This is a genomic window from Pseudomonas sp. GL-R-26, assembly GCF_019947365.1.
In the GTDB taxonomy this organism is placed as follows: Bacteria; Pseudomonadota; Gammaproteobacteria; order Pseudomonadales; family Pseudomonadaceae; genus Aquipseudomonas.
The window spans coordinates 1-12,629 of the sequence record NZ_JAGYGI010000060.1 but is presented as its reverse complement, the minus strand read 5'-3'; the positions used below and the strand labels follow the sequence as shown (position 1 = coordinate 12,629).

Below are 12,629 nucleotides of genomic sequence, written 5' to 3'. Positions count from 1 at the left end.
CTCCGGAGGCGGTGGTCACGGCGGTGACGGCGGAGGCGGCCACGGTGGTGGCGGCAACGGAGGTGGTGGTGGCTCCGGCAGTGGAGGCTCCGGAGGCGGTGGTCACGGTGGTGATGGCGGTGGCGGTCATGGTGCAGCAGGCCATGGTGGTGACGGTCATGCAGGCCCTGGGCGTGGCGATGCTGACCATGGTGGTATGGCCGGGAACAGAGGCCCGGGCAATGCGCATGACAACGACGATGACCATGGTGGAATGGTCGGTAACAGAGGCCCAGGCAATGCGCGTAACGACGCGCGTGACAACGACGATGACAACGACGCGGATAACGCCGCAGATGCAGCCAGGGAAGCCGCAGAAGACGCGGGTGACGCTGCCAGGGAAGCTGCAGAAGACGCCAGGGACGCTGCCAGGGAAGCCGCGGAAGACAGAGGCGCTGCCAGAAATGACGCTGATGTAGCCAGAGACGCGGCCAAGGCTGATGCAGATGCAGCCCGGGACGCCGCCAGAGCTAAGGCGGATGCAGCCCGGGACGCCGCCAGAGCTGAGGCGGATGCAGCCCGGGATGCCGCCAGAGCTGCTGGCGTACCGCGCGCAGATGCAGATGCAGCCAGAGACGCTGCCCGGGCCGCTGCGGATGCAGCCAGGGACGCCGCCAAGGCCGACGCAGATGCTGCCAGGGACGCAGCCAAAGCCAAGGCGAACGTAGCCAGAGAGGCTGACAAAGCCAAGGCGAACGCAGCGAGAGAGGCTGACAAAGCCAAGGCGAACGCAGCGAGAGAGGCTGACAAGGCCAAGGCGAACGCAGTCAAAGAGGCTGACAAAGCCAAGGCGAGGGAGGCCAAAGAGGATGTAGCGGACGCCCCGGATGCCCAGGACGCGCCGGATTTCGACGCGGTTGAGGTAGAGAACTAGGCCTGTACGTTCGGTAACGAACACCACGGGCATACCCGTCGATGACGTCCCGGGAGTTTGAAGGATGTATCGGCAATGAGTCGCAAGCCCTGAAGAATCGCGGGGCTTGCGACTTTTTTTGGAAATCTGTCGCAGGTCCGAAACACTGACGAGGATGACGGTGGAGGAGACGGAACTGGACGGGTAAGCAATTGCCTGCCGTTCACAAAACCCCGAGCCCTGCGTTTTTCCTGAACCAGCGGATGTAATGGGTTAGTCCGGCACGACAAAATGTGCCGGACACGTCCACCACCGGAATTTACTTGTTAATGGACACAATCGAGGCGCTGTTACCCTCCAGCCGGAAGGAAAACGATACCCGGTCTCCAGGCACCAACCCCGACAACTGACCTTGCGTCACGGAAAAGGCCATCGTCATCGGCGGCCATTGCAGGGCGGGAACGGCGCCGTGGGCGATCGTCACCGTATGCTTCGTAGTATCGATAGCCTTGATCGTACCTTCGGCATTGGAGACCGGAGCCTGTTTTGTTTCCTGCTTCATCTGCATGCCTTCCATGCCGTCCATTTTCATGCCCGGCATGTCCTGCGCGTGGGCAGACAGTGATAGCGCGAATACGGTGCTTGCGACTGCAATCAGGGTGAGTTTCATACGACTTTTCCTTGAGGTGTGGTGGGTACAAGCAGAAGGTGCCGGCGGCGCATCAGGCGATACGCTGCCGGAATGACAAACAGGGACAGTAAGGGGGCCGTGACCATGCCGCCGACCATGGGCGCGGCGATACGGCTCATGACTTCGCTGCCGGTGCCGCTGCCCAACAGGATGGGTAGCAGACCGGCAATGATCACCGCCACAGTCATGGCCTTGGGGCGCACGCGCTGCACAGCGCCTTCACGAATCGCCGCAACCAGCCCGCGTTCAGTGCTGTCACCGAGGTCTTCACGTTCGGCCCAGGCGTTTTTCAGGTAGAGCAACATAATCACGCCGAACTCGGCGGAAACACCGGCCAAGGCGATGAAGCCGACCCCGGTGGCGACCGACAGGTTGAAGCCCAACAGATAGAGAAACCATGCCCCCCCAGTCAGTGCGAATGGCAGGGTGGCCATGATCAGCAGGGCCTCATCGAATCGGGCAAAAGTCAGGTAAAGCAACACGAAGATGATCAGCAGCGTGGCAGGCACCACCAGTTTGAGCCGTGCGTTGGCCCTTTCGAGAAACTCGAACTGTCCTGAGTAACTGAGGCTCATGCCTGGCTGCAACCGGACCTGTTCATTGACGACCCGGCGTAGATCGGCGACCACAGAAGCAATGTCCCTGCCGCGCACATCGATGTACACCCAGCCTGAAGGCCGTGCGTTCTCGCTCTTGAGCATCGGTGGGCCGTCACTGACCTTGACCTTCGCTACCGTGCCAAGGGTGATCTGGCTCCCCAACGGGGTGTAGATCGGCAGTTGCTCCAGGGCGCCGAGCGAGTCGCGCCACTCCCGTGGGTAACGTACGTTGATCGGGAAACGTGCGAGACCTTCAATGGTCTCGCCGACGTTTTCACCACCAATGGCACCGGCCACGATGGACTGCACATCGGCGATGTTCAGCCCATAGCGGGCGGCGGCTTTGCGGTCGATATCGACATCGATATAGCGGCCGCCAGTCAGCCGCTCGGCCAGGGCCGAACTGACACCGGGTACATCCTTGGCCACTCGCTCGACCGCCTGGGTGACCGCATCGATTTCCGTCAGGTTGGTGCCGGCAACCTTTACACCGATCGGGCTCTTTATACCCGTCGCCAGCATGTCGATACGGTTGCGAATCGGCGGTATCCAGATGTTGGTCAAGCCGGGCACGCGCACCACGCGATCCAGTTCTTCCACCAGTTTTTCCTGGGTCATACCGGCGCGCCATTGCTCATGTGGCTTGAACTGGATGGTGGTTTCGAACATTTCCAGCGGTGCCGGGTCGGTGGCGGTTTCGGCACGACCGGCTTTACCGAAGACGTGTTCGACCTCTGGCACGGTCTTGATCAAACGGTCAGTCTGTTGCAGCAGTTGCGCCGCTTTCTGCGCCGACAATCCCGGCAGGGCAGAAGGCATATAGAGCAGGTCGCCCTCGTCCAGCGGGGGTAGAAACTCCCCACCCAAGCGCGACATTGGCCATAGCGCGCTGACAAAAACCAATAGCGCGACCAGCAGCGTGATCTTCGGTCGACGCAAAACCGCGTCCAGGGCCGGCTGATAGATTCGAATCAACCACCGGTTCAACGGATTCTGTCGTTCACTGGGGATTCGCCCGCGTATCCAATAGCCCATCAGCACCGGCACCAAGGTCACTGACAATCCCGCCGCTGCGGCCATGGCGTAGGTCTTGGTGAAAGCCAATGGGCCAAACAGCCGTCCTTCCTGAGCTTCCAGGGTGAACACCGGAATGAACGACAGGGTGATGATCAACAGGCAGAAGAACAGCGCCGGGCCTACCTCTGCCGCTGCTTCGGTCATGACATGCCAATGACGCTCACCCTTGAGTTCCTCCCCTGGATTGGCCACGTGCCAGGCCTCAATCTTTTTGTGGGCGTTCTCGATCATCACCACGGCGGCATCGACCATGGCGCCGATAGCAATGGCGATTCCACCCAGGGACATGATGTTGGCGTTGATGCCTTGGTAGCGCATGACGATGAAGGCAATCAGCACTCCCACCGGAAGCGAAATGATCGCTACCAACGATGAGCGCAAGTGCCAGAGAAAGATCCCGCAGACCAACGCAACGACGATGAACTCTTCGAGCAGTTTGTGGCTGAGATTTTCCACCGCGCGATCGATCAGCTTGCTGCGATCGTAGGTGGTGACGATGTCCACCCCGGCCGGCAGACTGCTTTTCAGTTCGTCGAGTTTGGTCTTGACCGCTGCGATGGTCTCGCGAGCATTCTTACCACTGCGCAAAATCACCACACCACCGACCGTCTCGCCTTCGCCGTCGAGTTCGGTGATGCCACGGCGCATTTCCGGTCCCAGTTGAATCGTGGCGACATCGCCAAGGGTCACCGGCACACCACCCGCACCCAGTTTTAGTGGAATCGCCCGAAAGTCATTGAGCGTCTTCAAGTAACCGGAAGCCCTCACGATGAACTCGGTCTCTGCCATCTCCAGCACGGCTCCACCGGTTTCCTGATTGGCCTTGCCGATAGCCTCGGTCACCGCGGCCTGAGTAAGGCCGAGACTGGCCAGTTTCAGCGGATCAAGCTGTACCTGGTACTGCTTGACCATGCCACCCACCGTGGCCACCTCCGCAACGTTCAGCAGCGTCTTGAGTTCGAACTTGAGGAACCAGTCCTGAAGCGCGCGCAGTTGCGCCAGGTCGTGTCCACCACTGCGATCCACCAGTGCGTACTGATAGATCCAGCCCACTCCCGTCGCATCCGGGCCCAACGCTGGCTTGGCGCTGGCCGGCAACCGACTTTGTATTTGACTCAGGTATTCCAACACCCGCGAGCGGGCCCAGTACAAGTCAGTGCCGTCTTCAAACAGCACGTAGACAAAGCTGTCACCGAAGAAGGAGTAACCACGCACGGTCTTGGCGCCCGGCACCGAGAGCATGGTGGTGGCCAACGGATAGGTCACCTGATTCTCGACAATCTGTGGCGCTTGTCCTGCATACGGGGTGCGGATGATCACCTGGACATCGGAAAGGTCTGGCAGCGCATCAATAGGGGTGCTCTGCACCGACCAGATACCCCAAGCCGTAACGAACAACGTCGCCAGTAGCACCAGGAACCGGTTGGCCACGGACCAACGAATGAGGGCTGCAATCATGGCTGGCCCCCCGATTTGACCAGGTGCTCGACCCGCAAGCCATCGTCGGTCTGGCTCACTGCGACCCGAACCTTGTCACCCGCCTTGAGGCCCTGCATCAGCGCCGGACTGGCGAGAGGGAACGTCATCGTCATGCCAGGCATGCCCAGCGTCTTGAAAGGGCCGTGGGCGAGCGTGACTTCTTTTTCATTGATCTCAACGATCTGCCCCTCCGCCTCATGCAAACCGGCGGCTGCTCCACTGGGTGGCGACTCTTCCTCCGTGCGAGCAACAATGCCCTTGAGACTGGCCTCGGAATCGAGGAGGAACTGGCCAGACGTAACCACCTTCTGGCCTTCTTCCAGACCTTTCAAAATCGCCGTCTTGCCATCGCTTTCCTGCCCGGGTTGCACCTCCACCGGGCGGTAGCGACCGGCGTCTTCGGCGAGCATCACCAGGGCACGTCGGCCAGTGCGAATCACCGCTTCGCTCGGCACCCACAACACACTTTGCTCAGTTGCACGATTCAGGCGAACCTGCGCCGTCAAACCTGGTCTCAGGCGTCCGTCCGGATTGGGTAGCTCGACACGTACGCGAAGGGTGCGGCTGTCCGGATTGGTCTCGGGTAAAATCGCGCTGACCTTGCCACTGAGCGTTGCCCCTGGAAAGGCTGGCAAGCGCGCTTCGACTGCCTGCCCCATGGTGATGGCTCCGGCATCCGATTCCGGAACGGCCACGGCCAGCCAGACACTGCTCAAGCCATTGACGCGTGCCATAGTCTCGCCAGCCGCCACGGTCATACCCGCACGTACGTTCAACTCTTGCAGCACGCCGCTGATGGGGCTGGTGAGGGTCAGGTTCGGTTGGACTTTGCCACTGCGCTCTACCTGGGTGATCAGCGCAACCGGCATCCCTGTGAGCCTCAGTCGTTGACGTGCCGCAGCCAACAGATCGGCATCACCGTTGCGCTTGAGGGCAAGGAACTCTGTCTGGGCGGCCGCCCACTCCGGCACCAGAATATCCGCCAGTGCCGCATTGGCTTTGAGCAGGTCATCGGGTGCATGGGCATAGACCCGCTCCACAAAGCCCGCTGTGCGTGCCTGGATCACCGCGACATCCCGTTCGTTGAACGCCAGAACTCCTGTCACGTCGAGGCTGGAATCAAAGGCTCCGCGACTGACGGTCGCAAAACGCAGGCCGAGGTTCTGGGTCAGGCTCGAGTCGATACTGACGGTCGCACGATCCCCGACGCCGCTGGCGTACTGGGGGACCAGTTGCATGTCCATGAAAGGCGACTTGCCCGGCTTATCGAACTTTTGCTGCGGGTACATGGGGTCATACCAATACATTGCCTTGCGTTCGGCCGGTGAATTGAGGCTCTGCTCCGGGGCGGTACTTGGTATTTCGCTCATGCGCTGGTGAGCGAACCAGTAGCCACCGGCAACACCCAATGCCAGCGAGATGCCAACCAGCAATGCCCGGTTCCATTTTTCAAGGATCATTGGTCGGACTCCCCATAAGCAAAATACAGACGCGCACTGGTCAGGGCTCGTTGCTCCTCCACATCGATCTGTTTGAGTCGGGCTTCGATGAGTTCTCGTCGGGCGGCAACAACGGCGTTTAGATCGCCCTTGCCGGCACGGTAGCTGGCCATGCTGAGATCGACCTTTTCCCTGGCCAGCGGCAGCAGGCTTTCCTGGTTGCGGCTTACCGCACGATTCAGGCGCTCATAGTCAGCCAGTTCGTTTTCCAGTTGCTGAGTGTGCTCGCGTGACAGGGCTTCGCGCTCAGCCTCAAGCTGGTTGAGTTCAGCCTGTTTGGCTGCGATTTTGGGGTTTTGCCGGGAGTCAGGAAACAGCGGCAAGTCCCAGGACAATTGCACGCTGACCATGTCGCCGAACTGGCGATCGCGATGTTGATAGTCAAGCTCCCAGCTCCAGTCTGACTTTTTCTCCGACTCGGCTTCACGAACCTTGGCTTGCGCTTCGCGGGTCATCGGCGCAAACGCTGCCAACTCGGGGTGGTGTTGCAGTTTATGGGCGTAGCTTGAGGAGTCGACAGGCCACTGCGGCAAGCTGCCCACAGGCTTGTCGTTGGCGGCTGAGCCAATCCAGCGTTTGAGGGCCGCTCGGGCCTGCGCTCTCTGGAGAACCAGATCGTCCTGTTGCTCCGCCAGTCGAGCCGCTTCTTGCTTGGGCGTCACCGCATCGGCGGGTTGAGCGCGGCCACCGGCAATCTGGGCCCGGACGGTATCGGTCAGCAGACGGTTTTCTTTGTAGAAGTCCTGGAACAACGCATCTTTGCGCTCGACCGAGTAGCTGCTGATCCAGGCCAATGCCGTGGATTGGCGTACGTTCAGTCGTGCAACCCGACGCTCGGCGGCAGCGCGATCAACGGCGGCGTTGGCGACTTCGATGCGAGCTTTGCGTTTGTCACCGTTGGGCATCTCTTGCCTGACCCCGACCATTTGCATGGTCATGAAGTCGTCGTTGATGCTCCAGCGATCCGGGCCACCGATGGGGTAGTTCTGCACACCTGCCAGTAACTTGGGGTCGGGTAATTCACCCGCTGGAATAGCTGCACTGCTGGCAGCCTGAATCTTTGCATCTTGAGCAGCCAGCGACGGCGCATTGTTTTCGGCCAGCCGCAGCGCTTCATCGAGTGTCAATGCGGCAGCGAAGCTCGGCAATGCCAGTACGCTTGCCGCCAGACCGGCCACGAGGGACCAACCTGTGCAATAGCACTTGGAGTTCATGTTTACGATTCCTGTGATCATCCACTGCACGCGTCAAAAAGACATGCGCGCAGCCAGTCCATCCCGCTAATGCGGAATGAGGCTCAATGTTGGACAGGAATCAAACGCGAGGCGGTCGCCATACCCCGGACGGGGTTTGTACGGGCAGGGAATCACTGAAGAAGGAAACCACTACGGGGCTGAACACGGTGACAGGAGGCTTGAGGATCGAGACTTGCAGCATGCCGCCAGTCTTGCATTCCTGGCCCGGCTTGCAGGGCTTGCCATGCTCTGTCGGGCTTTTCATGTCGTTGCAGCAGTCCATTCCCATGTCATCCATCATCGCCATGCCCATCGTCTTCATCGGGCACGGTTCTGTGGGCGCCTGTACACCCGCCATCCCGCTGAGGGGAAGCACCAGGCTAATCACGAAAATGAGGCAAAACCGCAGGTAGCGTTTCATGGGCTGGAGTGTAGTGGCTGAAATGGGCTCTTACAATTGGATGGATGTTCTCACAGCCTGCCGAAGGCCCTGACTCAGGCGATATCACCGTATCTGAATTAAGCCAGCATTATCGCTGACAGAGGGTTTACGCAGCAGGTGCAACGACCCACAAGCGACATGCGTTGAAATTTCCTGCCGCAATCCAGCCTATCCATGGTGGTTTGTGCGAAAGACCGCACGGTTACCTGAGGTTTTTGCACGAATCTTCACGCTGGAGGTCGCACCAGACCGCAATCAGCAAGAAGCGGGCGTTGGATGCCCATCGCTCACTTTTTTGCTGGTTTGCCGCTGGCAGGGATGTGCAGGTACGACATCACGCTTTCAGTCAGTTCGGTTGCCAGTTTGACCGCTTCTTTATTGCGCGCCATCACGCCGGCGACCAGGCCTTCGATCAAGGCCAGTACGGCGATGTTGGAACTGGTCAGCACCGGGTGATCGCAAGGCGCAAACAGCGTGTGCTGGGCAATGCCGGTGAGCGGCGAGGCAGGTGAGTCGGTAATTGCCAGCACCGATGCGCCGCGTTCATTGGCGAAGCGTGCCAGTTGCAGGGTGTCGAGGGAGTAGCGCGGCAGGGCGATCGCCAGCAGCACGTCCTGGTCGGTGATTGCGGCCAGGCGGTAAGCGGCGTTTTCGTTACCACCCTCCATGCTGATGGCCGTGGCGTCCGCACAGAAGGGCATCAGGGTCGAGGCGGCGAGGCCGGCGAAGTAGACACTGTTGCCAAAGCCCAGGATGTAGATTTTGCGCGCTTTGGTCAGGCGAGTGACGAATGCTTCAAAGGTGTCGGCGTGGTTGTTGCTCGCCGCAGTCGCCAGGTTGCTGCTGGCGCTCTGGAGTTGTTCATGCAGGCCAAACGCGCCACCGGGGCGATGGGCAAGTTCGTTGCGCAGCTTGTCGACCGGCGACACCATCTGCTGCAACGTAGCGACCAGCTCGGCCTTCATGCCGCTGTAGCCACCGAGGTCCAGTGCTTTGGCCAGGCGGTTGACGGCGGCGGGTGAGGTCAACGTTTCGTGAGCCATTTCCTCGATGGTCAGCGTCGCGGCCTTGAGCGGGTGACGCAGGATAAAGTCCGCGACCTTGCGCAGTGACGGCGGCAGATCGGAAACGATTTCCGTGAGTTTGCGCATGACTGGCGCGGCATAGACAGTGGTGTCTTTCGATGGGGTGGGCATATCCAGCTCAACATTTCCTGAAGGTGAGAGAAGGGCTGTGCCTGATGCCCTGACAAGGTTGGCTGGAGTGTATCCGAAGCCAACCTTGTGGGGCAGCGCCATGCAGTGGCTGGGTGGCGGTTCTACTTCAGGCTCCCGGCCAGAAACTGCTGGAGGCGTTCGGACTGGGGGTTGAGCAGCACTTCACGCGGGTCGCCGCGCTCTTCGACAACGCCCTTGTGCAGGAACACCAGTTGGTTCGACACCTCGCGGGCAAAGCCCATTTCGTGAGTCACCACCACCATGGTGCGGCCTTCCTGCGCCAGATCCTGCATGACTTTAAGCACTTCGCCGACCAGTTCGGGGTCGAGGGCCGACGTCGGCTCATCGAACAGCATCACTTGCGGTTCCATCGCCAGTGCGCGGGCAATGGCCACGCGCTGCTGCTCGCCACCGGACATATGCGCCGGCCAGGCGTTCATGCGGTGCGCCACACCGACTTTGTTCAGGTAGTGCTCGGCCTTTTCCCGTGCCTCTTTCTTGCCCAGGCCCAGCACATGCACCGGCGCTTCCATGACGTTTTCCAGGGCGCTCATGTGTGACCACAGGTTGAAGTGTTGAAACACCATCGATAGTTGCGAACGCATGCGTTGCAATTGTTTGGGTTCGGCCGCCTTCATCCCGCCGAGCTTATTGGTCACCAGCTTGAGCGGTTCGCCATTGAGCACGATATTGCCCGCATTGGGTTGCTCCAGCAGGTTGATGCAGCGCAGGAACGTGCTTTTGCCAGAGCCGCTGGAACCGATGATGCTGATCACGTCACCCGCCTGTGCCTGCAGGGAAACGCCCTTGAGCACCTGGTGCGCGCCGTAGCTTTTATGCAGGTCTCGAACTTCAAGTTTGTACATGGTTTGAACTCTCTGGAATCAGTCGCTGAGCAAGCGACCCTGGCGAATGGGGGTGACGCCTGCCACTTTGGCCAGCCACAATCCAGGCTGGGCAAAGCGCAGCCGTTCGCGGGCATAGAGAATGCCGTCGGTGCTGGCGCGCACCACGCTATGGCGGTCGGTCAGCGGGTCGATGACCTCGAATAGCGGATCGTCGACCTTGACGTGCGCGCCCAGCGGTTGCAGAAAACTCACTACACCCGGATGGGGCGCACAGGCGTACTGCGCGCCGGCGAATGGCATGGCCTGGCAATGGCTCGGCGGTGCCGCTGGCCAGTCACCGCTGATCAGGCCTTGATCGGCGAGATACCCGAGAATGGCCTGTGCACTGTCGCCGCATTGCTCGCGCTCGGTGTCTGCCATGCCACGCAGTTCGATGGTGGTGGCCACGCACGCCAGGGGAATATTGGCTTCGGGAAACAGCTCGGCCAGGCGTAGCCATGCAATGGCGCAGGCTTCGTCGAAGGCACTGCCGCCCGCATCTTCGGCCAATAACGTGACCCCGGCGCCGAGGCGGGCGGCCAGTGACTGCAAGCGTGGCCAGATTTGCGGCATCGCATACATCAGCATGATCGATTCGAAATCGCAGTGCAGGTCCAGCACCACATCGGCGTCACAGGCATGCTGCAACAACAGGCGGCGCAGGCCGTCGAGTTCCGAGGTCGGTGCCGGCATGGCGGCGAGGGCATCGACCATGGCGCGGCGGATGAGTGCGATGTTGGCGTCGGCATCGTCGCCCAATCGGCCTTCCAGCAGCGGTGCAACGGCATCGACCAACACAGGGAAGTCGCGATTGAAGTTCTTGCCGCTGGAGAACTCGAAGCGTCCCTGGTGGGTGGCCTGGAACATCTGGGCGATACCGATCGGATTGGCCATGGGCACCAACTCGACCACACCGGTCAGGCGGCCTTGGGTTTCCAGTTCCAGAAGACGGCGCTTGAGCTCGACGGCAACGCGCATCCCCGGCAACTCGTCGGCATGCAATGACGCCTGAATGTAGGCCTTGCGTGGTCCGCTGCCAAAACGAAACAGCGACAGCGTTCGTTCGGTGCCCGAGGCACTCCACGGCAACAGGTATTGAATGTGCTCCATAGCAGCTCCTTAGTGCTTGCGCGGTGCCTGATACGCCAGCCAGCGGCGCTCGGCCAGCTTGAACAGGCGCACCAGGACGAAGGTCAGGGCGAGGTAGATGAGGCCGGCGGTGATAAACGCCTCGAACGGTAGATAGAACCTTGAGCTGACCGTACGCGCGGCCCCGGTGATGTCGACGAGGGTGACGATGGAGGCCAGGCTGGTGGTTTGCAGCATCATCAGCACCTCGTTGCTGTATTGCGGCAATGCCCGGCGCAAGGCCGACGGCATGAGAATGCGGCGATACAGGGTCAGGCGTGACATGCCCATGGCCCTGGCGGCTTCGATCTCGCCATGGTTGGTGGATTTCAGACTGCCGGCCAGCAGCTCTGCGCTATAGGCACTGGTGTTGATCGCGAAGGCCAGGCAGGCGCAAAAGGTGGCGCTGGAGAGGTAAGGCCAGAGCACGCTTTGGCGCACCGCTTCGAACTGCGCCAGGCCGTAATAGATCAGGAACAATTGCACCAGCATCGGCGTGCCGCGAATCACGTAGGTGTAGAGCCAGGCCGGGAAGTTGATCAGTGGCGATCGCGACACCCGCATCAGCGCCAGTGGAATCGCAAGTACCAGACCCAGGGCCAGGGAAATCAGCAGGACTTTGAGGGTCAACAAGGCGCCATTGAAGTACAGCGGCAGGTTTTCCCAGATCAGGTTGTAGTCGAGAATCATGGGTGGCTCCCCCTCACAATTCGGCGGCTTTGATGCCGACCGAGTAGTGTTTTTCCAGATAGCGCAGCACCAGCAAGGACAGGCTGGTGAGCATCAGGTACAGCGCTGCCACCGCGAGGAAAAACGTGAATGGCTCGTGTGTGGAATCCGCTGCGTTCTTGGCCTTGAACATCATGTCCTGCAAGCCGATCACCGAGATCAGCGCGGTGGATTTGGTCAGTACCAACCAATTGTTGGTGAAGCCGGGAATGGCGAAACGAATCATCTGCGGTACCAGGATTCGCCAGAACACCTGCGCACCGCCCATGCCATAGGCCACGCCGGCCTCGGCCTGACCCTTGGGGATCGCCAGAAAGGCGCCGCGAAAGGTTTCCGAGAGGTAGGCGCCAAAAATGAAGCCCATGGTGCAGACGCCGGCGATAAAGGGGTTGATGTCGATGTAGCGGGTGTAACCGAGCGCCAGGGCAATGCGGTTCACCAGATCCTGGCCGCCGTAGAAGATCAGCAGGATCAGCACCAGGTCTGGAATACCGCGAATCAGGGTGGTGTAGCTTTCCCCGAGCATGGCCAGCCATTTGAGCGGTGACAGGCGAAAGGCCGCGCCGATCAGGCCCAGGGCAATCGCCAGGGACATGGACGTCAAGGCCAGGTTTATGGTCAGCCAGGCGCCATCGAGAATGCTCGATCCGTAGCCGTGAAGCATGATGAAGTTCCTCAAGCGAGCGCCGCGAGGCGCGCAAGACAAGCCCCGGCAGACGCCTGCGGAGGGCCGGCGCCGGGGCTGGGGTCAGTG

The 12,629-nt window shown here is 60.6% G+C and carries 12 protein-coding genes; 1 reads left to right on the top strand and 11 read right to left on the bottom strand.

Annotated features, from left to right (window positions below; translation table 11 throughout):
- Positions 1-247 (bottom strand): hypothetical protein (locus KGA96_RS29265; protein ID WP_223516023.1); only part of this gene is annotated, 247 nt, incomplete at its 3' end.
- 6 nt (positions 248-253) lie between these two features.
- Here KGA96_RS29265 and KGA96_RS29260 point away from each other — a divergent pair.
- Positions 254-913: a hypothetical protein gene (locus KGA96_RS29260; protein WP_223516021.1), complete on the top strand. Its 660-nt coding sequence runs from the start codon at positions 254-256 to the stop codon at positions 911-913.
- 298 nt (positions 914-1,211) lie between these two features.
- Here the strand turns inward: KGA96_RS29260 and KGA96_RS29255 are convergent, their stop codons facing one another.
- From KGA96_RS29255 to KGA96_RS29210, 10 genes are all read right to left on the bottom strand, one after another.
- Complete coding sequence (locus KGA96_RS29255) at positions 1,212-1,562, bottom strand: copper-binding protein (protein ID WP_223516018.1); 351 nt, start codon at positions 1,560-1,562, stop codon at positions 1,212-1,214.
- Complete coding sequence (locus tag KGA96_RS29250) at positions 1,559-4,717, bottom strand: efflux RND transporter permease subunit (protein ID WP_223516015.1); 3,159 nt, start codon at positions 4,715-4,717, stop codon at positions 1,559-1,561. Before KGA96_RS29250 ends, KGA96_RS29255 begins: the two co-directional genes overlap by 4 nt.
- Positions 4,714-6,198: an efflux RND transporter periplasmic adaptor subunit gene (locus tag KGA96_RS29245; protein WP_223516013.1), complete on the bottom strand. Its 1,485-nt coding sequence runs from the start codon at positions 6,196-6,198 to the stop codon at positions 4,714-4,716. The genes KGA96_RS29250 and KGA96_RS29245 overlap by 4 nt, the downstream gene beginning before the upstream one ends.
- The gene (locus KGA96_RS29240) at positions 6,195-7,451 is read right to left on the bottom strand and encodes a TolC family protein (protein ID WP_223516010.1); all 1,257 of its coding nucleotides are present in this window, start codon (positions 7,449-7,451) and stop codon (positions 6,195-6,197) included. The genes KGA96_RS29245 and KGA96_RS29240 overlap by 4 nt, the downstream gene beginning before the upstream one ends.
- 100 nt (positions 7,452-7,551) lie before the next feature.
- A complete protein-coding gene (locus KGA96_RS29235) occupies positions 7,552-7,893 on the bottom strand; it encodes a hypothetical protein (protein WP_223466881.1) in 342 nt (113 codons plus the stop codon).
- A 308-nt stretch (positions 7,894-8,201) separates the two neighbouring features.
- Positions 8,202-9,110: a MurR/RpiR family transcriptional regulator gene (locus tag KGA96_RS29230; RefSeq protein ID WP_223466883.1), complete on the bottom strand. Its 909-nt coding sequence runs from the start codon at positions 9,108-9,110 to the stop codon at positions 8,202-8,204.
- A 122-nt stretch (positions 9,111-9,232) separates the two neighbouring features.
- A complete protein-coding gene (locus KGA96_RS29225; protein WP_223516008.1) occupies positions 9,233-9,997 on the bottom strand; it encodes an ABC transporter ATP-binding protein in 765 nt (254 codons plus the stop codon).
- A gap of 18 nt (positions 9,998-10,015) precedes the next feature.
- Complete coding sequence (locus KGA96_RS29220; RefSeq protein WP_223516005.1) at positions 10,016-11,128, bottom strand: succinylglutamate desuccinylase/aspartoacylase family protein; 1,113 nt, start codon at positions 11,126-11,128, stop codon at positions 10,016-10,018.
- Between the two features lie 9 nt (positions 11,129-11,137).
- On the bottom strand, positions 11,138-11,836 hold the full coding sequence (locus KGA96_RS29215) for an ABC transporter permease (protein ID WP_223466889.1): 699 nt from the start codon (positions 11,834-11,836) through the stop codon (positions 11,138-11,140).
- 13 nt (positions 11,837-11,849) lie between these two features.
- On the bottom strand, positions 11,850-12,539 hold the full coding sequence (locus KGA96_RS29210; RefSeq protein ID WP_223516003.1) for an ABC transporter permease: 690 nt from the start codon (positions 12,537-12,539) through the stop codon (positions 11,850-11,852).
- Positions 12,540-12,629: the final 90 nt, after the last annotated feature.